Genomic DNA, 20956 nt, shown 5'->3' on the forward strand with positions numbered 1-20956 from the left:
TATGAAGTATCTGCCCTTGATCGCCGCGCTCACCGCGACACCCGCCTTGGCTCAAGACACCATCGCGCAGGACAAAGTCCTTGTGCTGGCCTGCTTGGAAACCATGGAGGCGGGCACCACATGGCCCCAATGCGTGGAGCTTATGTTCCAGCCTTGCGTTAGCCACGAGGTTGGCACCGATGCCCATGCCACCTGCCTCGGCAGCGTGCGGGAGGAATGGTCCGGCACGGTGAAAACCTTGCAGGACGAGGTGATCGAGGCGGTGACCTCCGAAGGATCGTCCGAGTTGCTGGACCTGATGGGCCAGTGGACCGGCTACGTCGTGCAAAAATGCCAGGACGTGGCCGTGTCGAAACCAGACGGCGCGGAAAGCGCACGGCTGGGCTGCGAGATCAGCGAATTGGCGGGGCTGTCGGGCGAGTTCGCCGCCTGCCTAGAAGGCCGCTCGCAGGCGGGCTATTGCGAGTTCAGGGAATGAGAGGCGTGGTCGCTTTTCTTGCGTTGGTTTTAGCCGCGCCACTTCATGCAGCAGACCTGAGCGTGGATGAAGCGCGCGTCTATGCCTGCCACGCCGCCACGCCGGAAGGCTATCGCAGCCCCGACTGTCTGGGCGCCGCGTCGGACCAGTGCCAACTGCTGCCGGAGGGCGCGACGACCCAAGGTATCGCCATCTGTATCGCCGCCGAGACCGCGATTTGGGACGACATCCTGAACCGTGAATACCAGATCACCCGCGCCGACCTGAAAACCCGCGACGCCAGTGAGGGCACCGATCTGGCAGGCGGCTTGCAGAAAGCGCAGCGCGCGTGGATCGCCTTTCGCGACGCGGAATGTGACCTGACCTATGACCAGTGGGAGGGCGGCTCCGTGCGCGGCATCGCCTATGCCAATTGCCTGCTGGTCATGACCGCCGAACGCAGCATCGTCTTGCGCGACATGAGACCGAGGTAACAACCGATGAAACTGACCTCCAACATCGCCGCAGGCTCCGAGGCGTTCCGCGCCAACGAAGCTGCAAATCTGGACGCCTTGCGCGTGGTCCAAGAGGCGGCCCAGCACGCCGCATTGGGCGGCGGCGAAGGCCCGCGCGAACGCCACGAGAGCCGCGGCAAGATGCTGCCCCGCGACCGCGTGGCCAACCTGCTCGACCCGGGTTCGCCCTTTCTTGAGGTGGGTGCCACGGCGGCCCACGGCCTCTACGATGGCGCGGCGCCCTGTGCGGGCGTGATCGCGGGCATCGGCTTGGTGCAGGGTCGGCAAGTCATGGTGGTCTGCAACGACGCGACCGTGAAGGGCGGCACTTACTATCCGATGACGGTGAAAAAGCACCTCCGCGCGCAGGAGATTGCCGAGGAAAACCACCTGCCTTGCGTCTACCTCGTGGACTCAGGCGGGGCGAACCTGCCCAATCAGGACGAGGTCTTCCCCGACCGTGACCATTTCGGGCGCATCTTTTACAATCAGGCCCGCATGTCGGCCAAAGGCATCGCGCAGATCGCCGTGGTCATGGGCTCCTGCACGGCAGGCGGCGCTTACGTGCCCGCCATGTCCGACGTCACGATCATCGTGAAAGAGCAGGGCACCATCTTCCTCGCAGGCCCGCCCTTGGTGAAGGCCGCCACGGGGGAGGTGGTCACGGCTGAAGACCTAGGCGGCGGCGATGTCCACACGCGCCTGTCCGGCGTGGCGGATTATCTTGCCGAGGACGACGCGCATGCTTTGGCCCTGGCGCGGCAGGCGGTTGGGAACATTGGCGGCGGGGTTGGCAGCGCGACACAAGGCGAAGCGCCCGCCTATGATCCGTCCGAACTGCTCGGCGTAGTGCCAGCCTCCTTGACCACACCTTACGACATCCGCGAGGTGATCGCGCGGATCGTCGACGGCTCCCGCTTTGACGAGTTCAAGAAGCGCTTCGGCGAGACGCTTGTCACCGGCTTCGCTGATATCTGCGGCATGCAGGTTGGCCTCATCGCCAATAACGGCGTGCTGTTCTCGGAGGCCGCCCAGAAGGGCGCGCATTTCGTGGAGCTCTGCTCGCAACGCCGTATCCCGCTGGTGTTCCTGCAAAACATCACCGGCTTCATGGTCGGTCGCCAATATGAAAACGAAGGCATCGCGCGGCACGGGGCCAAGCTGGTGACCGCCGTGGCCACGACCTCGGTGCCGAAAATCACTATGGTGATCGGTGGCTCTTTCGGGGCGGGGAATTACGGCATGGCGGGCCGCGCCTACCAGCCGCGATTCATGTGGTCCTGGCCCAATTCGCGCATCTCGGTCATGGGTGGGCCGCAAGCGGCGGGGGTTCTGGCGACGGTGAAACGCGACGGGATCGAGCGCAAGGGCGGCACATGGTCCGCCGAGGAGGAGGCCGCCTTCAAGCAACCTACGATTGATATGTTCGAGGAGCAGTCCCACCCGCTTTATGCCTCCGCCAGGCTGTGGGACGACGGCATTGTTGATCCTCGCAAGGCGCGCTACGTGTTGGCCCTGTCCCTGCGCGCGGCGCTGAACGCCCCGATTGAGGATACACGCTTCGGCGTGTTCCGGATGTGATGCGGCGCTCCGACGAAAAATGGCTTCGGTCCTTGGTGTCTGACAGGCCGACGCGCCGCAGATTTCGGGGCCGCCAAGTGTCACTCCGCAGGCCGTCGCGTACCATGCTGGGGGTGGGTGCAGTTCTTGCGGCTATCGTCGGGCCTCCCGCAATTGACGTTACCAACGGTTTGGCGCGGGCTGGCTCAAGTTGTGTGGCGCTCGATATTATCGACGGCGATACGCTTCGGGTGTTTTGTCCCGACATGGGCGTCAGATCGGCACGGATCAAAAGCTACGACGCGCCGGAGCGGCTCTCTTACAAATGTTTTTCCGAGTTTCTAGCCGGATGGCTAGCGACGCAAAAGCTGCGGTCTCTGCTCTGGACATCAGGCGAGATTGTGATCACGCCAGACGGGTCGGATCGCTACGGACGATTGCTGGTTTATTTGCGTGCAGGCGGCAAAGGTGTGGCACGAAGCATGATCGAGAGCGGCCACGGCCGCGCTTATTCCGGCGGGCGTCGGGCAGGGTGGTGCGCATGATAATCTCTGCCCAAAGCGGGGGCGTCCCAAAGAGGCATCGAGCCCCTTTGTGCCGCCCAGCCCTGTGGCTTTGCCGCGTGGCCTGCCAAAATCTCAATACGAGGCGCTAAAGATGTTCACTAAAATCCTCATCGCCAATCGCGGCGAAATTGCTTGCCGCATCATCGACACTTGCCGCCGCTTGGGCGTGGGCACAGTGGCGGTCCATTCGGACGTGGATGCAAACGCGCGTCATGTGGACATGGCGGACGAGGCCGTCTCCCTCGGTGGTGCCACGCCTGCGGAAAGCTACCTGCGGGGCGACGCCATAATTGACGCAGCTCTGACAACTGGCGCGCAGGCAATCCACCCGGGCTATGGCTTCCTGTCGGAAAACCCCGACTTCGTGGAGGCGGTGGACGCCGCTGGCCTGACCTTCATCGGCCCTTCCGCCCACGCCATCCGCGCGATGGGACTAAAGGACGCCGCCAAGGCGTTGATGGTCAAAGCGGGCGTCCCCGTGGTGCCGGGCTATCACGAGGCGGGCCAAGACAATCTGGCCGCCGAGGCCGACAGGATCGGCTACCCCGTGTTGATCAAAGCGGTCGCGGGCGGTGGCGGCAAAGGCATGCGGCGCGTCAACGCCGCCAAGGACTTCGCGCAGGAGTTGGAAGCCGCCCAGACCGAGGCGCAAAAAGCCTTTGGCAACGCCGCCGTGCTGATCGAGAAATACGTCTCCACCCCCCGCCATATCGAGGTGCAGGTGTTCGGAGACGGCACGAAGGCGGTGCATCTGTTCGAGCGGGACTGCTCCTTGCAACGCCGCCACCAGAAGGTGACCGAGGAGGCTCCGGCCCCCGGCATGACGCCCGAGATGCGCGACGCGATGGGGCAAGCGGCGGTCCGTGCGGCGGAGGCTGTGGGCTATGCCGGTGCAGGCACGGTGGAATTCATCGTGGACGCTTCGGACGGGCTACGGTCGGACCGCTTCTACTTCATGGAAATGAACACGCGGCTACAGGTCGAGCATCCCGTGACCGAAGCCATCACCGGCGTCGATCTTGTTGAATGGCAGTTGCGTGTTGCATCGGGGCAGGGGCTTCCGGCCACGCAGGACGACCTGTCGATCACCGGCCATTCCTTCGAGGCCCGCATCTATGCCGAGGACGTCCCCGCAGGCTTCCTGCCCGCCATCGGCACACTGCACCAGTTGCAGTTTGCGGACGGCGCGCGGATTGATACCGGCGTGCGGGAAGGCGACGAGATCAGCCCGCATTACGACCCGATGATTGCCAAGCTGACCGTGCACGGCCCCGACCGCGCCACGGCGCTGGCACAACTGACGCGGGCGTTGAAAGCGACCCGGATCGGCGGGACGGTGACCAATATCGGATTTCTCGCCGCGCTGTCGGAACACTCCGGCTTTGCGGCGGGTGACGTGGACACCGGACTGATCGAGCGTGACTTGGAGGCGTTGACCAAGTCCACCGAACCCTGCACCAAAACCCGCGCACTGGCAGCGGTCGCAGCCCTTGGGTTGCACCGTTCGGTGCCTGCGTTCGCAGGTGTCTCGCTGTGGGGCGGGGTTGAGCAGACCGCTCGCTTCGCCTTTGACGAGGATGAGACCGCACGGGTCGAGACGTTGTCGCCCGCACAGTTCAGGGTTACCCTGCCGGACGCCATCCATGACATCACTCACACCGACGGCACATGGCGCGTTGACGGATCAAAAACCGCCGCCTCAGTCTGGTGCAACGGCACTCAGGGCGCGGTGTTCTGGGGCGAGACCTATCCCTTCATCGTCGTCGACCCGCTGGATCGGGCCGCAGTTCAGGGCGGAGGCGACGGGGTCACCCGTGCGCCGATGCCGGGCCTTGTCCGCGTCGTCGACGTGAAAGCAGGGGCGCAGGTGAAGGCGGGCGACCGCTTGCTGGTGCTGGAGGCCATGAAGATGGAACACGCCTTGCGGGCAGAGGCGGACGGGACCGTCGCCGAGGTCATGGCGAGCGCTGGCGATCAAGTCACGGCGGGGGCCGCCTTGGTGCGGATGGAGGCCGATGACTGAGATCACGTTGCATCACGCGCACCAGACCCGCTCCATGCGCAACCTGTGGTTGTTGCACGAGTTGGGCGTGCCGTTTGATATGGTGGTGCATCCGTTCGGCAAGAACCTGCGGTCGGAGGCGTATCTGGCGCTCAACCCCTCGGGCCGCGTGCCTGCTTTGGAAATTGACGGGCAGATCCTGTTCGAGAGCGGCGCGATCACCGAATATCTGTGCGAAAGGTTCCCCGCAGGGAACCTTGGCCGCGCTGCGGGCAATCCCGAGCGGGCGGACTGGCTGGTCTGGGTGCATTTCGCCGAGACCATCACGCAGCATTGTGCGGCTCTTACCCAGCAGCATATCGCGCTGTATGAAGACCACATGCGAAGCCCGATCGTGATGAAGTTGGAGGCGGCAAGGCTTGCCAAATGCTACGCGGCGCTGGAGCGACGCCTTGAAAATCGTAATTATTTGCTGGACAGCGGCTTTTCGGCAGCCGACATTTCTTGCGGTTATTCGGTATATTCTGGCCGTAATTTTGCACATATCGAACCTTTCCCGCGTCTATGCGGCTGGTACGCACGCGTCACCAGCCGTGAGGGCTTTCAGAAATCCCTGCCACCGGACGGGGAGCGTCTCTACTCCAAAGAATTCTATGAGGTGCCTGCATGAGCGCGGTTGAGATCTTCGAGGTCGGCCCCCGCGACGGTCTTCAAAACGAAAAGGCGCAGATCGCCACCGCTGATAAGATCGCGCTGGTGGACCTGCTCTCCACCGCAGGGTTCAAGCGCATTGAAGTGGCCAGTTTCGTCTCGCCCAAATGGGTGCCACAAATGGCCGACAGTGCGGAGGTGTTGGCGGGCATCACCCGCGCGAACGGTGTATCCTACGCCGCGCTGACCCCGAATATGCGCGGGTTGGAAGCGGCGATAGCGGCGAAAGCCGACGAGGTGGCGGTGTTTGCCAGCGCGTCGGAAGGGTTCTCCAAGGCCAATGTAAATGCCACCATCGAGGAGAGTCTTGCGCGGTTCGTACCGATCCTAGACGCTGCGCCGATGCCTGTGCGCGGCTATGTGTCTTGCATCGCTGAATGCCCCTATGACGGCCCGACTGACCCCGCCGACGTGGCCCGCGTGGTTGCCCAATTGCGGGCAATGGGGTGCTACGAAATTTCGCTGGGCGACACTATCGGTCGCGCCACGCCGGAGCAGATCGACGTGATGCTAAAAGCGGTTACAGACGTTTGCCCACCCACGCAGTTGGCAGGGCATTTCCACGACACTTCTGGGCGAGCGCTGTTGAATATCGATGTCGCCTTGTCGCACGGGCTGCGCGTGTTCGACGCTGCTGTGGGCGGCTTGGGTGGGTGCCCCTACGCGCCGGGTGCGGCAGGGAATGTGGCGACCGAAGCTGTTTTGGCCCATCTGGATGCAGCGGGCCACAGGACCGGACTCGACGCGAAAATCGTGGCGCAGGCAGGCGAAATGGCGCGCGCGATGCGCAGCCCGAAGGAGACGACATGACCTACAAGACATTGCTGACAGACACCGACCCGCGCGGCGTGGCGACGGTCACCCTGAACCGTTCAGACAAACGCAACGCTCTGTCCGGAAAGATGATCGACGAGTTGACGCACTGCGCCGCCGCGCTCGGTGCCGATGATGCGGTGCGCGCGGTGGTACTGCGCGGAGCGGGCGCGATTTTCTGTGCGGGCGGTGATCTGAACTGGATGCGCGCGCAGATCGACGCCGACGGCGAGACCCGCGCCCGCGAGGCGGGCAAGCTGGCCGCGATGCTGGGCGCGTGGAACGAGCTACCGAAGCCTGTGATCGGGCGGATCGAAGGCTCTGCCTTCGGTGGCGGCGTGGGGCTTGCCTGCGTCTGCGACGTGGCGATTGCCGCGCCGGATGCAAAATTCGGCCTGACCGAGACCAAACTGGGCCTGATCCCCGCCACCATCGGGCCTTACGTGATCGCCCGCATGGGCGAGGGCAACGCGCGGCGGGTGTTCATGTCTGGCCGTATATTCGGGGCGGAAGAGGCACAACGCTTGGGCGTCGTGGCGTCCGTGTCTGATGATCTGGACGGTGCCATCGAAGCCGAGATCACGCCGTATCTGGCCTGTGCCCCCGGTGCCGTGGCCGAGGCCAAGGCGCTGGCTTTGCATCTGGGCGGCGCGCCGGGGCAGGCTGCGGTAGACCACTCCATCAAGGCATTGGTGACCCGCTGGGAAAGCGAAGAGAGCGCCGAGGGCATTGCCGCCTTCTTCGACAAGCGTAAGGCCGCTTGGGTGCGCTAAGGGCTGTTTCGTGGTGCGTAGGAATGCGCTAACGTGGAGCAAAACAACCCCATGAGAGGGAGCAGCCCCATGTTCAACCGTCGTCACTTCCTTGCCCTGTCCGGCGCTTTCACCTTGCAGGCGTGCAGCGCCGGCGGCGGCGTGTCCGCGTCAAGCGCCGAGCCTGCCATGCGCGCCGTGCCAAACCCCGCCTTTGATGCGTGGGTCGATGGTTTCAAAGCGCGGGCGTTATCACAAGGGATCAGCGCCAGCACGCTTCAGGCGGGGATGCGCGGTGTGGGCTTCCTGCCTGAAGTGATCGAGCGGGATCGCAACCAGACCGAATTCAAACGTAGCTTTGAGGACTATCTCGCGATTGTGGCATCCGAAGAGAAGATCGCGGCGGGCCGCGTGGCTTTCGCGCGGCAACGGTCACGGCTGAACGCCATCGAAGCAAGGTATGGCGTGCCCGCCAATGTGGTGTGCGCGATCTGGGGAGTGGAGAGCAATTTCGGCGCCCGCCGGGGCAACATCCCAGTGGTGTCGTCGACCGCGACGCTGGCCTTTGACGGGCGGCGCGGGGCGTTCTTCGAGAAGCAGCTGATCGCGGCACTGAGAATCCTGCAAAGCGGCGACACGACACCTGACAAGCTGGTCGGCTCTTGGGCCGGGGCGATGGGGCATACGCAATTTATCCCGACGTCCTACCAGCTCTTCGCGGTGGATTTCACCGGCGACGGGCGGCGCGACATATGGTCCGAGGACCCGTCCGACGCGCTGGCCTCTACGGCCGCCTATCTGGCAAAATCCGGTTGGCAGCGCGGACAATCCTGGGGCCGCGAAGTGACCAGCGGCGGGTTGCAGCCCGACCCCGGTGGGCCGCGCTTTGCCGTGGGGCAGAACTTCCGCGCGATCAAGCGCTACAACAACTCCGACAACTATGCGCTTGGCGTGGGGCATCTGGCCGACCGGCTGGCAGGGGGCGGGCCGCTGAAAACCCCGTTCGGGCCGGACAAATACGGGCTAACCATAGATCAGCGAAAGCGCTTGCAGACAAGGCTGACCGCCCGTGGCTTCGACACCGGCGGGGCGGACGGGGTGCTTGGCCCGAAGTCGCAAGCCGCCATTTCCGCTTACCAGCGCAGCGTGGGGCTGGAGGCGACGGGCAACCCGTCCCCGGCGCTGTTGGCGAGCTTGGGGTAGCGTGCGACTCGCCCCGGTAGGTTTTGCCGATTCAGCGAGCCGCGCTATTTCAGGTTCAGGACAAGCTGAACCGTCGGTTATTAACGGGCTAGAAAGTAGGGATAATCAGCCGCAACCGCGTCCGTCCATCGGTTGACCCCCTGCGCGTGCGGGCGTAAAGATCACGAAGCTGACAACACCTGCGAGCCACGCCAAGCTGGCCATAAGGAGAGAAACGTGGACGAGCTTCTACGCGAATACCTGCCCATCCTTATTTTTCTGGCACTGGCCATCGGCCTTGGGCTGGTCCTGATTCTTGCCGCAGCCGTGCTTGCGGTGCGCAATCCGGACCCCGAGAAGGTGTCGGCCTACGAGTGCGGCTTCAACGCATTCGACGATGCGCGCATGAAGTTCGACGTGCGGTTCTATCTGGTGTCGATCCTGTTCATCATTTTCGACCTCGAAATCGCGTTTCTGTTCCCGTGGGCCGTGGCCTTCAAGGATGTGGGTCTGCTGGGCTTCTGGTCGATGATGGTCTTTCTCGCGGTTTTGACCGTCGGCTTTGCTTATGAATGGAAGAAGGGAGCGCTCGAATGGGAGTAGCAACCGGCGCAAACACTGCGGGTTGGGACAAGGACGTCGCCACCGTGCAGTTGAACAACGAGCTTCAGGACAAGGGCTTCCTTGTCACCTCGACCGAGGACATCATCAACTGGGCACGCACCGGCTCGCTGCACTGGATGACCTTCGGGCTGGCGTGCTGCGCGGTCGAGATGATGCACACAGCCATGCCGCGCTATGACATGGAACGGTTCGGCACGGCCCCTCGCGCGTCCCCGCGTCAGTCGGACCTGATGATCGTGGCCGGCACGCTGACGAACAAGATGGCTCCCGCGCTGCGCAAGGTCTATGACCAGATGCCGGAGCCGCGCTACGTGATCTCCATGGGATCGTGTGCCAATGGCGGCGGCTACTACCACTATTCCTACAGCGTTGTGCGCGGCTGCGACCGGATCGTGCCGGTCGACCTATATGTGCCGGGCTGCCCGCCCACAGCAGAGGCGTTGCTTTACGGCATCCTTCAGCTGCAACGCAAAATCCGCCGGACGGGGACGATTGTACGATGAGCGAAGCCCTGCAAGAACTTGCCGCCCATATCGAGCTGAAACGCCCGGATTGCGTGCTGTCCACCGACATCGCATTTGGCGAATTAACGGTGCATATCGCCCCAAGCTCGCTGGTGTCGTTTTCGGAGTTTCTGAAAACCGACCGCGCCTGCCGCTTCTCGACGATGATCGACATCACGGCGGTGGATCACCCGACCCGCGACGCGCGGTTCGACGTGGTTTACCACTACCTGTCGATGTATCAGAACCATCGCATCCGCGTTAAAATGGCGATCCGCGAAGACGCCATCGTGCCGTCGCTGCACGAGGTCTATCCGGCGGCCAACTGGTTCGAGCGTGAAATCTTCGACATGTTCGGCATCCTGTTCTCGGGCCACCCCGACCTGCGCCGCATCCTCACAGACTACGGCTTCCGCGGCCATCCGTTGCGCAAAGACTTCCCGACCACGGGTTATGTTGAAGTGCGCTATGACGAAGTCGAGAAACGCGTGGTCTACGAGCCTGTGAAGCTTGTGCAGGAATACCGCCAGTTCGATTTCATGTCCCCTTGGGAAGGTGCGGAGTACATCATGCCAGGTGACGAGAAGGCTGAAGAGGGGGCGAAGAAATGATGGACGGTGGCAAATTCGACGACGCCTTGACCGGCGAGCAGAAGATCCGTAATTTCAACCTCAACTTCGGGCCTCAGCACCCCGCCGCCCACGGCGTTTTGCGTCTGGTGCTGGAGTTGGACGGCGAGATCGTGGAGCGGTGCGATCCGCATATCGGCTTGCTGCATCGTGGCACGGAAAAGCTCATGGAGAGCCGGACCTACCTGCAAAACTTGCCCTATTTCGACCGGCTCGACTATGTGTCGCCGATGAATCAGGAACACGCCTGGTGCCTGGCCATCGAGAAACTGACAGGCACCGAAGTGCCACGCCGCGCCTCGCTGATCCGTGTGCTGTATTCGGAAATCGGCCGCATTCTGAACCACCTGCTGAACGTCACCACGCAGGCTTTGGACGTGGGTGCGCTGACACCGCCGCTTTGGGGCTTCGAAGAGCGTGAAAAGCTGATGGTGTTCTATGAGCGGGCCTGTGGCGCACGTCTTCACGCGGCTTATTTCCGCCCCGGTGGTGTGCATCAGGACCTGCCTGATGCCTTGCTCAACGATATCGAGGAATGGACGACGACGTTCCCGCAGGTGCTCGACGATATTGACGGGTTGCTGTCCGACAACCGCATCTTCAAGCAGCGCAACGCCGATATCGGGATCGTGACCGAACAGGATATCCTTGATTACGGGTTTACCGGCGTCATGGTGCGCGGGTCCGGTCTGGCGTGGGATCTGCGCCGCTCGCAGCCTTACGAGTGCTACGACGAATTCGATTTCCAGATCCCGGTCGGCAAGAACGGCGACTGTTTCGACCGCTATCTGGTCCGCATGGAAGAAATGCGCCAGTCGGTGCTGATCATCCGGCAGGCCATCGAGAAGTTGCGCGCTCCGGAAGGGCAGGGCGACGTGATGGCACGGGGCAAGATGACGCCGCCGACCCGTGGCGAGATGAAGACCTCCATGGAGGCGCTGATCCACCATTTCAAACTCTACACCGAGGGCTTCCATGTGCCCGAAGGCGAGGTTTATGCGGCGGTCGAAGCCCCCAAGGGCGAGTTCGGCGTGTATCTGGTGGCGGACGGGACCAACAAGCCCTACCGCGCCAAATTGAAGGCCCCCGGTTTCCTGCATTTGCAGGCTATGGATTACATCTGCAAGGGACACCAGCTTGCAGACGTGGCCGCGATCATCGGGACCATGGACGTTGTTTTTGGAGAGATTGACCGATGAAAAAAATTGCTGCTTTCGCCGCTGCTGGCGCTCTGACCCTCAGCGCCTGCCTCCCCGCTCCGGAATTGAGTGTCGACGACATTGACCTGGGCCGCTACGCCTCGGCCATGGCCGAGGTCGGCTGCATCGACTTTGACGGCATCACCCACGCCCAGATCCGCGATCTAACCGGCTGGAAAGACACGAAGCTCGACAAGGTCGAAGAAGAAGCCATCGCGCAGCTTCAAGCCATCGAACAACCCGGCGGCGGTATCCGCTCCACCGTTGGGGCTTGCGCGTAAGCGCCGCGCTCCTGACGCACAGATAAAGGCCACGGACTTCCATGCTTCGCAGACTTCACGCAGATCAGCCTGACAGCTTCGCCTTCACCTCCGCCAATCAGGCGTGGGCAGAGGCGCAGATCACCAAATACCCCGAGGGGCGTCAGGCTTCGGCGATCATTCCGCTGCTCTGGCGCGCCCAAGAGCAGGAGGGCTGGTTGAGCCGTCCCGCCATCGAGCATGTCGCTGAAATGCTGGGCATGGCTTATATCCGGGCACTGGAGGTGGCTACTTTCTACTTCATGTTCCAGCTGCAACCTGTTGGTTCCGTTGCGCATATCCAGATTTGTGGCACCACGTCCTGCATGATTTGCGGGGCTGAGGATTTGATCGGCGTTTGCAAGGAAAAGATCGCGCCAAAGCCGCATCAGCTGTCCGCTGACGGCAAGTTTTCGTGGGAGGAGGTCGAGTGCCTCGGGGCCTGTGCGAACGCGCCGATGGCGCAGATTGGCAAGGATTACTACGAAGATCTGACCGCCAAACGCATGGGCGAGATCATCGACGGGCTGGCCAATGGCCAGGTGCCGACACCCGGCCCCCAAAATGGCCGCTACGCCGCCGAACCGCTGAAGGGGCTGACCTCGCTCACCGAATACGACAGCGGTAAGACGCAATACAACGCCTCCGTGCAACTTGCCACCGACTTGGGCGATACGATCAAACGCATCGACGGCACCGAAGTGCCGCTGCTGACCCCATGGCAACATGGCGGCAAGGAAAAGTCCGGCAAATCCGTGCCGTCCAAACCCAAGGAAGCCGAGCTGAAGCAGAACGCCCGCGAGGTGGACGAGACCAAGGATGAGGTAGACGCCAAGAAGGTCGCTCGACCAAAAACGGGCAAGGTTGCCCCGAAATCCGAGACAGGCGGCAAGGCGACGGACGGGGAATTCAACCCCACGCCGAAGACCGCAGCCAAGCCGGTCGCGGCAGATGGCAAGCCCGAGATGCTGACACAGGCGCGCGACGGCGGGCCGGATGATCTCAAGATGATCAAGGGCGTGGGTCCGAAACTCGAACAGCTTTTACACAAGTTGGGCGTGTTCCATTTCGACCAGATCGCATCATGGCGCAAAAAGGAAGTCGCGTGGGTCGACGAAAACCTCGAAGGTTTCAAAGGCCGCGTATCCCGTGACGAGTGGGTGAAGCAAGCCAAGGTGCTGGCCAAGGGTGGCACCACGGAATTTTCGGGTCGGGTCAAAAAAGGCGGCGTCTACTAGTCTGAAACAGACGGGGAGTACGAAGAATGGGACAGAACGATACTGGCGGCATGAGTTGCAAGAGCGTCTGGTGGCTTGCCGCGCTGGTTGCAGGCGTGCTGGTCGCCGCGTTGCTCATGTGGATGCGGGACACCGGCTTTATGATGGCTCTGTTCTGGGGGCTGGTCGTTTTGATCGCGGGCGGGTTTGCGCTGACATGGGCCTTTTGTCGCTCGGTTTCGGGCATGTCCGACGCCGCGTCCGCGACGCCTGCGGCCACTGCATCACCACATCCGGAAGCAACGGCTGCCGCGCCGTTGGCCACATCCGGGCCGATCACCGAGCCCGCACCGGTTGCCCGTGGCGCCGGGGCTGCTGCCGCGACCCTGTCCGCGACCGGCGAAGCCACGGCGAAGGCCAAGGCCGAGCCCGAGGAGGCGAAGACGCCTGCGAAGTCGGGTACCGGCAAGGTGGCGACACCGAAGGCGCCTGCGAAAAAGCCTGCCGCCAAGAAGGCGCCTGCTAAAGCTGCTCCGAAGGCGAAAGCCGCGCCTGTGTCGGCGGATGGCAAGCCGGAGCTTTTGACCGAAGCCCGCGCGGGCGGTGCCGATGATCTCAAACAGATCAAGGGCGTCGGACCCAAGCTGGAAGGCATGCTGCACAAGATGGGCGTGTTCCACTTTGATCAAATTGCCTCGTGGCGCAAAAAGGAAGTGGAGTGGGTCGACAACAATCTCGAAGGCTTCAAGGGCCGCGTCTCCCGCGACGAGTGGGTGAAGCAGGCCAAGGTGCTGGCAGAAGGCGGCCAGACGGAGTTTTCGAAGAAGGTTAGAAAGGGTGGGGTCTATTGACCTGCCCGGACGCTAAATGAGCGGTGACGCGGGCGATAAGGCCCGCGCTGCCAAAGGACGCAGACTTGCGGTGGTGATCATCGTCACCGCGCTGGCCTTCATGGGGCTGGAGTTTGCAGGGGCCACGTTCGGGTGGTCCAATCGTGTGATGGGCCTGTTGGAGATCGGCATCGCCGCCATCTTCGTCTGGGTCATGATTGAAGCATACGGCCTGTGGCGTTCGCGCCAGAACAAGTAGGCCCGCAGGACAACGCCCTGCAAAATGAGGAACGACGCGCAATGCTGGCAGACAAGGACCGCATCTTTACCAACCTCTACGGGATGCATGACCGCTCGTTGAAGGGCGCGCAGTCCCGTGGGCATTGGGACGGCACCGCCGATATCATCAAACGCGGCCGCGACGCCATCATCGACGAGATGAAGTCGAGCGGGCTGCGTGGCCGTGGCGGCGCGGGCTTCCCGACGGGCCTCAAATGGTCCTTCATGCCTAAGGAAAGCGACGGTCGCCCCAGCTATCTGGTGGTCAACGCGGACGAGTCCGAGCCGGGCACCTGCAAGGACCGCGAGATCATGCGTCACGATCCGCACACCCTGATCGAGGGCTGCCTGATCGCCAGTTTCGCGATGAACGCCAACGCCTGCTACATCTATCTGCGCGGCGAATATATCCGCGAGCGCGAGGCGCTACAGCATGCCATCGACGAATGCTACGAAGCCGGCCTTATCGGCCCGAACGCGGCCAAGTCGGGCTGGGACTTCGACGTCTACCTGCACCATGGGGCAGGGGCCTATATCTGCGGCGAGGAAACCGCTCTGCTGGAAAGCCTTGAGGGCAAGAAGGGCATGCCGCGGATGAAGCCGCCATTCCCGGCAGGCGCGGGCCTCTATGGCTGCCCGACCACCGTGAACAACGTCGAATCCATCGCCGTGGTCCCGACCATACTGCGCCGCGGCGCGGACTGGTTCGCAGGCTTCGGTCGGGCCAACAACGCAGGCACCAAGCTGTTTGCGATCTCCGGCCACGTCAACAACCCCTGCGTGGTCGAAGAGGCCATGTCGATCCCGTTCAAGGAGCTGATCGACCGCCATTGCGGCGGCATTCGTGGCGGCTGGTCCAACCTCAAAGCGGTCATTCCAGGCGGCTCCTCCGTGCCCTTGCTGCCTGCCGAGATAATGGAAAAAGAGTGCATCATGGATTTCGACTGGCTGCGGGAGCAGAAGTCGGGCCTTGGCACGGCGGCGGTGATCGTGATGGACCAGAACACCGACGTGATCAAAGCGATCTGGCGGTTGTCGGCTTTCTACAAGCACGAGTCCTGCGGCCAATGCACGCCTTGCCGCGAAGGCACCGGCTGGATGATGCGCGTCATGGACCGCTTGGTGACGGGCGACGCCGAAGTGGAGGAAATTGACATGCTGCTCGACGTGACCAAACAGGTCGAAGGTCACACAATCTGCGCCTTGGGCGACGCGGCGGCGTGGCCGATCCAAGGTCTGGTGCGCCACTTCCGTGACGAAATCGAGGACAGGATCAAACACAAGCGAACCGGCCGCGTGTCGGCGGTGGCGGCAGAATGATGCGTGCTCTGGTCCTCATCCCCGCGGTGGCTGTGCTGGCAGCTTGCGTTCCTCCGGGTCCGGTCTCCGAGAAGCCCAAAGGCCCGCCGCTTGAGATCGTCGAGGCGGCGCGTGCGGCCGATACCACCCGCGTGGTGCTGCGCTACAAGGATGGTGCGGCGATCCCTGCATCTGACGAAAACCGTGCGGTGCTCCGCGCGATGGAAATTGCCTGCCAAGACGGCGAGAACCCCATCGCCGACACCCGCACCCGTGAAAACGGGTTGCTGACGGTCCGCGTGTTCTGCGTCGGCGTGCTGCAAAGCGATCAGGTCATTGACGGGACGAGGCTGAAGACATGATCCGCCTGCTGCTTGTCACATCACTGGTGCTTGGCACTGCCTCTTGCGGGCTGCTGAGCCGCGACAAGTCGCGCGCCGCGGTCAGCGAGCGGGCCTTGCCCTACAAGGCCAAGCTGTCGGCTGGTGAGGACAAACGCAATATCGCGATCTCCGTGGTTAACAAAGGGGCAGGCCTTGAGGCCGTGCGCGAAAGCGTGCGCTTCGAGGCCACGAAGTACTGCCTGCTGAACTATGGCGGCTCGGACACGGAATGGCAGATCAGCCCTGTCAGCAACGACTGGGCCTTCACGCAAGACGGTGAAAAATTGGTGTTCAACGCGCGATGCGTCGCGCGTTAGGATAGGATCGGGAATGTCGAGCGTAGCGAAATACAGACCCCTTGCCGCAGCCGCCTCTTTGGTGGCTGCCCCGTGCGCGACCTCCGGTGGCAAGGCGGTGAGGGCATGAAGGGCCACCATCTTGCAGAGCTGAACGTAGGCCGCCTGCTTGCTCCCGTGGGTGATCCTCGCGTGGCCGAGTTCATCGACAATATCGAGCGGATCAACTCTATGGGCAAACGCATGCCGGGGTTCGTGTGGATGCTGGAAGGCTCCGGTGCGCCAGGCGCGACAGAACATTCGATCGACGGCGATGCGCTCTACGTGCCGAACCTGACCGTTTGGGAAAGCGCCGAGGCGTTGCAAACCTTCGTCTGGGGCACGGTACACAAGAAATTCTACGAAAAGCGCCAAGAGTGGTTCGAGGTGCTGGGCAAAATGCACTTCGTCATGTGGTGGGTGCCGGTTGGGCATGAACCAACACTCGCCGAGGCGCTGGAGAGACTTGAGATGCTGCGGGAGCAGGGCGACAGCCCCGACGCCTTCGGCTGGGACTATTTGAAAGACGCGACCATGTGGAAGACACATGGCTGCCAAGTGGCTGCGGAGTAACGCATGAGCGACCTAAAGAAAGTAATCATCGACGGCAAAGAGGTCGAGTGTGACGGGGCGATGACCCTCATTCAGGCTTGCGAGCAAGCTGGCGTCGAGGTGCCGCGTTTTTGCTATCACGAGCGCCTGACCATTGCTGGCAACTGCCGCATGTGTCTGGTCGAAGTGGTCGGCGGCCCGCCCAAGCCCGCCGCGTCTTGTGCGATGCAGGTGCGTGACTTGCGCCCCGGTCCCGAAGGCCAGCCGCCCGTGGTTAAAACCAACTCGCCCATGGTGAAGAAGGCCCGCGAAGGGGTGATGGAGTTCCTGCTCATCAACCACCCGCTGGATTGCCCGATTTGTGACCAAGGCGGCGAATGCGACCTGCAAGACCAAGCGATGGCTTACGGCGTTGACTTCTCCCGCTACCGCGAGCCGAAGCGCGCGACGGACGATCTGGACCTCGGCCCGCTGGTCGAGACCCACATGACGCGCTGCATTTCCTGCACCCGCTGCGTGCGCTTCACCACGGAAGTCGCGGGTATTCACACGATGGGCCAGACCGGTCGCGGCGAGGATGCCGAGATTACGTCCTATCTGGGCGAGACGCTGAATTCCAACCTGCAAGGCAACATCATTGACTTGTGCCCCGTTGGCGCTTTGGTCTCGAAGCCTTATGCCTTTACGGCGCGGCCTTGGGAGTTGACCAAAACCGAGTCCATCGACGTGATGGACGCCCTTGGGTCCAGCATTCGCGTGGACACCAAAGGTCGTGAAGTCATGCGTTTCCTGCCGCGTAACCATGACGGGGTGAACGAGGAATGGATTTCCGACAAGACCCGCTTCGTGTGGGACGGCTTGCGCCGCCAACGTCTGGACACGCCCTACATCCGTGAAAACGGCAAGCTGCGCAGAGCGGGCTGGGATGAAGCCCTGAAAGCCGCAAGCGCCGCGATGAAGGGCAAGAAGCTGGCTGGTCTGGTCGGCGATCTGGCCCCAGTGGAAGCCGCGTTTGCTTTGAAACAGCTGATCGAAGGCCAAGGCGGCGTTGTGGAATGCCGCACCGACGGGGCGAAACTGCCAGCGGGCAACCGCTCCGGCTATGTTGGTACCGCGCGTATCGAAGACCTCGACACTGCCAAGCATATCCAGCTGATTGGCACCAACCCCGCTGTTGAAGCGCCCGTGTTGAACGCGCGTATCCGCAAGGCGTGGACCCATGGCGCGAATGTGGGGCTGGTCGGTCAAGCTGTTGATCTAACCTATGAATACGCGCATATCGGCACCGACCGCGCGGCGCTGGAAGGCCTGTTGGAGCACAAATTCGACAAAGTTCTCGACGAGCCGTCCGTCGTCATCATCGGCATGGGCGCCTTGGGCGAGGCCGATGGCGCCGCCGTTCTGGCCGCTGCGATGGAACTGGCCGAGAAGACGAACTCCAAATTCATGGTGTTGCACACCGCTGCGGGCCGCGTTGGCGCAATGGATGTGAGCGCGGTGAACGACGCCGGTATGGACGGAATCAAGGATGCGGAGGTGATCTACAACCTCGGCGCCGACGAGATCGACATCGAGGCGGGGCCTTTCGTGATCTACCAAGGCTCCCACGGGGATCGCGGCGCGCATCGGGCCGACATCATCCTGCCGGGGGCGGCCTACACCGAGGAACAGGCGCTGTTCGTGAACACCGAAGGCCGGCCGCAATTGGCGCTGCGGGCGAATTTCGCGCCGGGCGAGGCCAAGGACAACTGGGCGATCCTGCGGGCGCTGTCGGCCGAACTTGGCGCAACGTTGCCTTATGACAGCTTGGCGCAACTGCGTCAGGCTTTGGTCGCGGAGGTGCCACATCTGGCGGGTGTCGACGAGGTACCCGAGAACGACTGGTCACCCGAGGCACGCGGCAAGCTTGGCAAGGCCGACTTCCGCCTAGCGATTAGCGATTTCTACCTGACCAACCCGATCGCCCGCGCGTCCGAGCTGATGGCAGAGCTGTCGGCCAACGCCAAGGCACGGGCCAACCAACCGATGGCTGCGGAGTAGTATGACATGCGTACGCGCATATCCCTTCTGGGGGCGGCCATGCTAGTGGCCTGCACCCCGACCGAGGAGCCGACGCAGGAGGTTTTTGCGCCGGAATACCTCGGGATCGAGACCAGACGGCTTGACGATGACCTCGTCAGCTTTCTGGTGCGGATGAAGGGCGCGCGGACCAACGAGGATGTGGCCGAGTATGGCAAATGCGCGGCGGCGCAGTATGCGCTGATCCGCGGCTTCGGATTTGCGCGACACGTGCGCACAAACGTACAGGAAGAGGGTGGCCTTTGGGCCGGAGATGCGGTTTACACCATCTCGGCTGCGCTACCCGACGGATTGCAAACAATCGACGCCGAAGTGGTGGTGTCCGAGTGTGCCGAAAACGGCATACCAACGGTGTGAAACAAGAAGGCAGACTGACGACATGATGGAGTTTTTCACTCAGACCGGGTTGGGCATTTCCCTTGTGATCTTGGGCCAGTGCCTGCTGCTGACTGTGCTGCTGCTGATCAGCCTTGCGTTCCTGCTCTATGCGGACCGCAAGATCTGGGCCGCCGTCCAGTTGCGCCGCGGTCCCAACGTGGTGGGCGTGTTCGGCCTACTGCAAAGTTTCGCGGACTTTCTGAAATACGCGGTCAAGGAGATCGTCATTCCCGCAGGTGCGGACAAAACCGTCTACCTGCTGGCTCCGATGCTGTCCTTCGTGTTGCCCCTGATTGCCTGGGTCGTCATTCCGTTCAACGACGGCTGGGCCATCGCCGATCTGAACGTGGCCGTGCTGTTCATCTTCGCTGTTTCTTCGCTTGAAGTTTACGGTGTGATCATGGGCGGTTGGGCGTCGAACTCCAAATACCCGTTCCTCGGCTCGCTGCGTTCTGCCGCACAGATGATTTCCTACGAGGTCTCCATCGGCCTCATCATCATTGGCGTGATCATTTCGGCGGGCTCGCTGAACCTCAGCGAGATCGTGCGCACGCAGGACGGTGATCTGGGGCTGCTCAACTGGTACTGGCTGCCACACCTGCCCATGGTGTTCCTGTTCTTCATTTCGGCGCTGGCCGAGACCAACCGCCCGCCTTTCGACCTTCCCGAGGCCGAGTCGGAACTGGTGGCAGGCTATCAGGTCGAGTACTCCTCGACCCCGTTCCTGTTGTTCATGATCGGCGAATACGTGACTATCGTGCTGATGACCGCGCTGATCACGGTGCTGTTCTTCGGCGGCTGGCTATCGCCCATTCCGGGCCTTCCCGACGGGGCGCTGTGGATGATCAGCAAGATGCTGGTGATCTTCTTCCTGATCTCGATGGTGAAGGCCATCGTGCCGCGCTACCGCTATGACCAGCTGATGCGCATCGGCTGGAAGGTGTTCCTGCCGCTGTCGCTGGCATGGGTCGTTATTGTCGCCTTCTTCGCGCAATATGGGGCCTTCGGCGGGGCTTATGCCCGCTGGGCCGTGGGGGGCTAATTAACCATGGGCGTCGACTGCACTCTGTTTCAGCAATTGGTGGACCTCTCCACCCGCTTCCGGCCCTCGGGCCGGTCGTTGATGCTGGGCCGTCAGGCGTTCAAGATCGAGCCGCCCTTTGCGAAGTCCTACGAGAAGGCGCTGCGTCGCGCGGGCATTGAGGAAAAGCGGTTCCATTTCCTACAGGAAGACGGCTACGCCGAGACCCTGTTCCGCAACCTCGGGTTGGGCGAGATGGAGACGATGGACTACGCGCCTTATGAGGGGCCGGTGATCCAGCAGGATCTGAACGAGCCGGTGCCGGCAAAGCTGCATGGCAAGTTCGACTTCATCTTCGACGGCGGCACAATCGAGCATGTGTTCAACGTCCCCCAGGCGCTGGAGAACGTGTTCAGGATGCTCAAGCCCGGCGGGCGTTTTGTCTCTGCCAACGGCATGAACGGCTGGGTCGGCCATGGCATGTACCAGTTCTCGCCGGAACTGGTCTGGACCTTTTGGAAGCGCAAATGCCAGTGCCTCGTGCATATCTGCACGGGCATCCACAAGATACCGGGGACGGCCAAGCCGCTGAACTTCCCCGACGCCGCCGAGACGGGGCGCAGGCTGCGCCTCAAGGGCATGATCCCCGAGGGGCGCGTGTATCTGTATTACGAAATCGAGAAGACCTCTGAGGAGATACGGGCCGGATCGGCCTTGCAGAGCGACTACCAAGTTAAATGGGCTGACGCATGATGCGGCGCCTTACGGGAG

General features: G+C 62.5%; 25 protein-coding genes. All 25 read left to right on the top strand.

Features of this window, described 5'->3' with window-relative positions:
* Nucleotide 1: 1 nt before the first annotated feature.
* The 25 genes from THALAR_RS18530 (at nucleotide 2) to THALAR_RS02220 (ending at nucleotide 20938) form a co-directional block, all read left to right on the top strand.
* Nucleotides 2-478, top strand: coding sequence for a hypothetical protein (locus THALAR_RS18530; RefSeq protein WP_021099817.1), 477 nt, complete (start codon nucleotides 2-4; stop codon nucleotides 476-478).
* Between the two features lie 5 nt (nucleotides 479-483).
* Nucleotides 484-951: a lysozyme inhibitor LprI family protein gene (locus THALAR_RS18535; protein WP_169788508.1), complete on the top strand. Its 468-nt coding sequence runs from the start codon at nucleotides 484-486 to the stop codon at nucleotides 949-951.
* A 6-nt stretch (nucleotides 952-957) separates the two neighbouring features.
* Nucleotides 958-2553: a carboxyl transferase domain-containing protein gene (locus THALAR_RS02110; protein ID WP_021099819.1), complete on the top strand. Its 1596-nt coding sequence runs from the start codon at nucleotides 958-960 to the stop codon at nucleotides 2551-2553.
* Nucleotides 2554-2747: 194 nt separating this feature from the next.
* Nucleotides 2748-3077: a thermonuclease family protein gene (locus THALAR_RS02115; RefSeq protein ID WP_169788509.1), complete on the top strand. Its 330-nt coding sequence runs from the start codon at nucleotides 2748-2750 to the stop codon at nucleotides 3075-3077.
* 112 nt (nucleotides 3078-3189) lie between these two features.
* Complete coding sequence (locus tag THALAR_RS02120) at nucleotides 3190-5121, top strand: acetyl-CoA carboxylase biotin carboxylase subunit (protein ID WP_040817043.1); 1932 nt, start codon at nucleotides 3190-3192, stop codon at nucleotides 5119-5121.
* The gene (locus THALAR_RS02125; protein WP_021099822.1) at nucleotides 5114-5770 is read left to right on the top strand and encodes a glutathione S-transferase family protein; all 657 of its coding nucleotides are present in this window, start codon (nucleotides 5114-5116) and stop codon (nucleotides 5768-5770) included. Before THALAR_RS02120 ends, THALAR_RS02125 begins: the two co-directional genes overlap by 8 nt.
* Complete coding sequence (locus tag THALAR_RS02130; protein ID WP_021099823.1) at nucleotides 5767-6621, top strand: hydroxymethylglutaryl-CoA lyase; 855 nt, start codon at nucleotides 5767-5769, stop codon at nucleotides 6619-6621. The genes THALAR_RS02125 and THALAR_RS02130 overlap by 4 nt, the downstream gene beginning before the upstream one ends.
* A complete protein-coding gene (locus tag THALAR_RS02135) occupies nucleotides 6618-7397 on the top strand; it encodes a crotonase/enoyl-CoA hydratase family protein (RefSeq protein ID WP_021099824.1) in 780 nt (259 codons plus the stop codon). The genes THALAR_RS02130 and THALAR_RS02135 overlap by 4 nt, the downstream gene beginning before the upstream one ends.
* 69 nt (nucleotides 7398-7466) lie before the next feature.
* Complete coding sequence (locus THALAR_RS02140) at nucleotides 7467-8579, top strand: lytic murein transglycosylase (protein ID WP_021099825.1); 1113 nt, start codon at nucleotides 7467-7469, stop codon at nucleotides 8577-8579.
* A gap of 216 nt (nucleotides 8580-8795) precedes the next feature.
* Nucleotides 8796-9161: an NADH-quinone oxidoreductase subunit A gene (locus THALAR_RS02145; RefSeq protein WP_021099826.1), complete on the top strand. Its 366-nt coding sequence runs from the start codon at nucleotides 8796-8798 to the stop codon at nucleotides 9159-9161.
* The gene (locus THALAR_RS02150; RefSeq protein ID WP_021099827.1) at nucleotides 9152-9685 is read left to right on the top strand and encodes a NuoB/complex I 20 kDa subunit family protein; all 534 of its coding nucleotides are present in this window, start codon (nucleotides 9152-9154) and stop codon (nucleotides 9683-9685) included. Before THALAR_RS02145 ends, THALAR_RS02150 begins: the two co-directional genes overlap by 10 nt.
* Nucleotides 9682-10296 carry an NADH-quinone oxidoreductase subunit C gene (locus THALAR_RS02155; RefSeq protein WP_021099828.1) on the top strand — a complete coding sequence of 205 codons (615 nt, stop codon included), beginning with the start codon at nucleotides 9682-9684 and terminating at the stop codon, nucleotides 10294-10296. The genes THALAR_RS02150 and THALAR_RS02155 overlap by 4 nt, the downstream gene beginning before the upstream one ends.
* Nucleotides 10296-11513 carry an NADH-quinone oxidoreductase subunit D gene (locus THALAR_RS02160; RefSeq protein WP_040817537.1) on the top strand — a complete coding sequence of 406 codons (1218 nt, stop codon included), beginning with the start codon at nucleotides 10296-10298 and terminating at the stop codon, nucleotides 11511-11513. The genes THALAR_RS02155 and THALAR_RS02160 overlap by 1 nt, the downstream gene beginning before the upstream one ends.
* A complete protein-coding gene (locus THALAR_RS02165; protein ID WP_021099830.1) occupies nucleotides 11510-11794 on the top strand; it encodes a hypothetical protein in 285 nt (94 codons plus the stop codon). Before THALAR_RS02160 ends, THALAR_RS02165 begins: the two co-directional genes overlap by 4 nt.
* A gap of 41 nt (nucleotides 11795-11835) precedes the next feature.
* Nucleotides 11836-13050 carry an NADH-quinone oxidoreductase subunit E gene (locus THALAR_RS02170; protein WP_021099831.1) on the top strand — a complete coding sequence of 405 codons (1215 nt, stop codon included), beginning with the start codon at nucleotides 11836-11838 and terminating at the stop codon, nucleotides 13048-13050.
* Nucleotides 13051-13076: 26 nt separating this feature from the next.
* Nucleotides 13077-13880 (top strand): NADH-ubiquinone oxidoreductase chain E, encoded by an 804-nt coding sequence (locus tag THALAR_RS18750; protein WP_021099832.1) that lies wholly within the window; start codon nucleotides 13077-13079, stop codon nucleotides 13878-13880.
* Nucleotides 13881-13896: 16 nt separating this feature from the next.
* Nucleotides 13897-14118, top strand: a complete 222-nt coding sequence (locus tag THALAR_RS02180) for a DUF5337 domain-containing protein (RefSeq protein ID WP_021099833.1) — start codon at nucleotides 13897-13899, stop codon at nucleotides 14116-14118.
* Nucleotides 14119-14159: 41 nt separating this feature from the next.
* The gene (gene nuoF / locus THALAR_RS02185) at nucleotides 14160-15458 is read left to right on the top strand and encodes an NADH-quinone oxidoreductase subunit NuoF (protein WP_040817045.1); all 1299 of its coding nucleotides are present in this window, start codon (nucleotides 14160-14162) and stop codon (nucleotides 15456-15458) included.
* Nucleotides 15458-15799: a hypothetical protein gene (locus THALAR_RS02190; protein ID WP_154666733.1), complete on the top strand. Its 342-nt coding sequence runs from the start codon at nucleotides 15458-15460 to the stop codon at nucleotides 15797-15799. Before nuoF ends, THALAR_RS02190 begins: the two co-directional genes overlap by 1 nt.
* Entirely contained in the window at nucleotides 15796-16137 is a 342-nt protein-coding gene (locus THALAR_RS02195) for a hypothetical protein (RefSeq protein WP_021099836.1), read from the top strand. The genes THALAR_RS02190 and THALAR_RS02195 overlap by 4 nt, the downstream gene beginning before the upstream one ends.
* Nucleotides 16138-16242: 105 nt before the next feature.
* A complete protein-coding gene (locus THALAR_RS02200) occupies nucleotides 16243-16728 on the top strand; it encodes a DUF3291 domain-containing protein (protein ID WP_021099837.1) in 486 nt (161 codons plus the stop codon).
* Between the two features lie 3 nt (nucleotides 16729-16731).
* Nucleotides 16732-18747, top strand: coding sequence for an NADH-quinone oxidoreductase subunit NuoG (gene nuoG / locus THALAR_RS02205; protein WP_021099838.1), 2016 nt, complete (start codon nucleotides 16732-16734; stop codon nucleotides 18745-18747).
* A 6-nt stretch (nucleotides 18748-18753) separates the two neighbouring features.
* Nucleotides 18754-19143: a hypothetical protein gene (locus THALAR_RS02210; protein ID WP_021099839.1), complete on the top strand. Its 390-nt coding sequence runs from the start codon at nucleotides 18754-18756 to the stop codon at nucleotides 19141-19143.
* Nucleotides 19144-19165: 22 nt separating this feature from the next.
* Nucleotides 19166-20206, top strand: coding sequence for an NADH-quinone oxidoreductase subunit NuoH (gene nuoH / locus THALAR_RS02215; protein WP_021099840.1), 1041 nt, complete (start codon nucleotides 19166-19168; stop codon nucleotides 20204-20206).
* 6 nt (nucleotides 20207-20212) lie between these two features.
* Entirely contained in the window at nucleotides 20213-20938 is a 726-nt protein-coding gene (locus tag THALAR_RS02220; protein ID WP_021099841.1) for a class I SAM-dependent methyltransferase, read from the top strand.
* Nucleotides 20939-20956 lie beyond the last annotated feature (18 nt).

The sequence above is a fragment of the Litoreibacter arenae DSM 19593 genome, assembly GCF_000442275.2.
In the GTDB taxonomy this organism is placed as follows: Bacteria; Pseudomonadota; Alphaproteobacteria; order Rhodobacterales; family Rhodobacteraceae; genus Litoreibacter; species Litoreibacter arenae.

What these genes read in the sequence shown, in the direction of transcription:
- THALAR_RS02140 (WP_021099825.1), top strand. Translation starts at nt 7,467, where the DNA reads ATGTTCAACCGTCGTCACTTCCTTGCCCTGTCCGGCGCTTTCACCTTG.
- THALAR_RS02150 (WP_021099827.1), top strand. Translation starts at nt 9,152, where the DNA reads ATGGGAGTAGCAACCGGCGCAAACACTGCGGGTTGGGACAAGGACGTC.
- THALAR_RS02135 (WP_021099824.1), top strand. Translation starts at nt 6,618, where the DNA reads ATGACCTACAAGACATTGCTGACAGACACCGACCCGCGCGGCGTGGCG.
- nuoF (WP_040817045.1), top strand. Translation starts at nt 14,160, where the DNA reads ATGCTGGCAGACAAGGACCGCATCTTTACCAACCTCTACGGGATGCAT.
- THALAR_RS02190 (WP_154666733.1), top strand. Translation starts at nt 15,458, where the DNA reads ATGCGTGCTCTGGTCCTCATCCCCGCGGTGGCTGTGCTGGCAGCTTGC.
- THALAR_RS02200 (WP_021099837.1), top strand. Translation starts at nt 16,243, where the DNA reads ATGAAGGGCCACCATCTTGCAGAGCTGAACGTAGGCCGCCTGCTTGCT.
- THALAR_RS02155 (WP_021099828.1), top strand. Translation starts at nt 9,682, where the DNA reads ATGAGCGAAGCCCTGCAAGAACTTGCCGCCCATATCGAGCTGAAACGC.
- THALAR_RS02195 (WP_021099836.1), top strand. Translation starts at nt 15,796, where the DNA reads ATGATCCGCCTGCTGCTTGTCACATCACTGGTGCTTGGCACTGCCTCT.
- THALAR_RS02120 (WP_040817043.1), top strand. Translation starts at nt 3,190, where the DNA reads ATGTTCACTAAAATCCTCATCGCCAATCGCGGCGAAATTGCTTGCCGC.
- THALAR_RS02180 (WP_021099833.1), top strand. Translation starts at nt 13,897, where the DNA reads ATGAGCGGTGACGCGGGCGATAAGGCCCGCGCTGCCAAAGGACGCAGA.
- THALAR_RS02220 (WP_021099841.1), top strand. Translation starts at nt 20,213, where the DNA reads ATGGGCGTCGACTGCACTCTGTTTCAGCAATTGGTGGACCTCTCCACC.
- THALAR_RS18530 (WP_021099817.1), top strand. Translation starts at nt 2, where the DNA reads ATGAAGTATCTGCCCTTGATCGCCGCGCTCACCGCGACACCCGCCTTG.
- THALAR_RS02125 (WP_021099822.1), top strand. Translation starts at nt 5,114, where the DNA reads ATGACTGAGATCACGTTGCATCACGCGCACCAGACCCGCTCCATGCGC.
- THALAR_RS02130 (WP_021099823.1), top strand. Translation starts at nt 5,767, where the DNA reads ATGAGCGCGGTTGAGATCTTCGAGGTCGGCCCCCGCGACGGTCTTCAA.
- THALAR_RS02165 (WP_021099830.1), top strand. Translation starts at nt 11,510, where the DNA reads ATGAAAAAAATTGCTGCTTTCGCCGCTGCTGGCGCTCTGACCCTCAGC.
- nuoH (WP_021099840.1), top strand. Translation starts at nt 19,166, where the DNA reads ATGATGGAGTTTTTCACTCAGACCGGGTTGGGCATTTCCCTTGTGATC.
- THALAR_RS02160 (WP_040817537.1), top strand. Translation starts at nt 10,296, where the DNA reads ATGGACGGTGGCAAATTCGACGACGCCTTGACCGGCGAGCAGAAGATC.
- THALAR_RS02170 (WP_021099831.1), top strand. Translation starts at nt 11,836, where the DNA reads ATGCTTCGCAGACTTCACGCAGATCAGCCTGACAGCTTCGCCTTCACC.
- THALAR_RS02210 (WP_021099839.1), top strand. Translation starts at nt 18,754, where the DNA reads ATGCGTACGCGCATATCCCTTCTGGGGGCGGCCATGCTAGTGGCCTGC.
- nuoG (WP_021099838.1), top strand. Translation starts at nt 16,732, where the DNA reads ATGAGCGACCTAAAGAAAGTAATCATCGACGGCAAAGAGGTCGAGTGT.
- THALAR_RS02110 (WP_021099819.1), top strand. Translation starts at nt 958, where the DNA reads ATGAAACTGACCTCCAACATCGCCGCAGGCTCCGAGGCGTTCCGCGCC.
- THALAR_RS18750 (WP_021099832.1), top strand. Translation starts at nt 13,077, where the DNA reads ATGGGACAGAACGATACTGGCGGCATGAGTTGCAAGAGCGTCTGGTGG.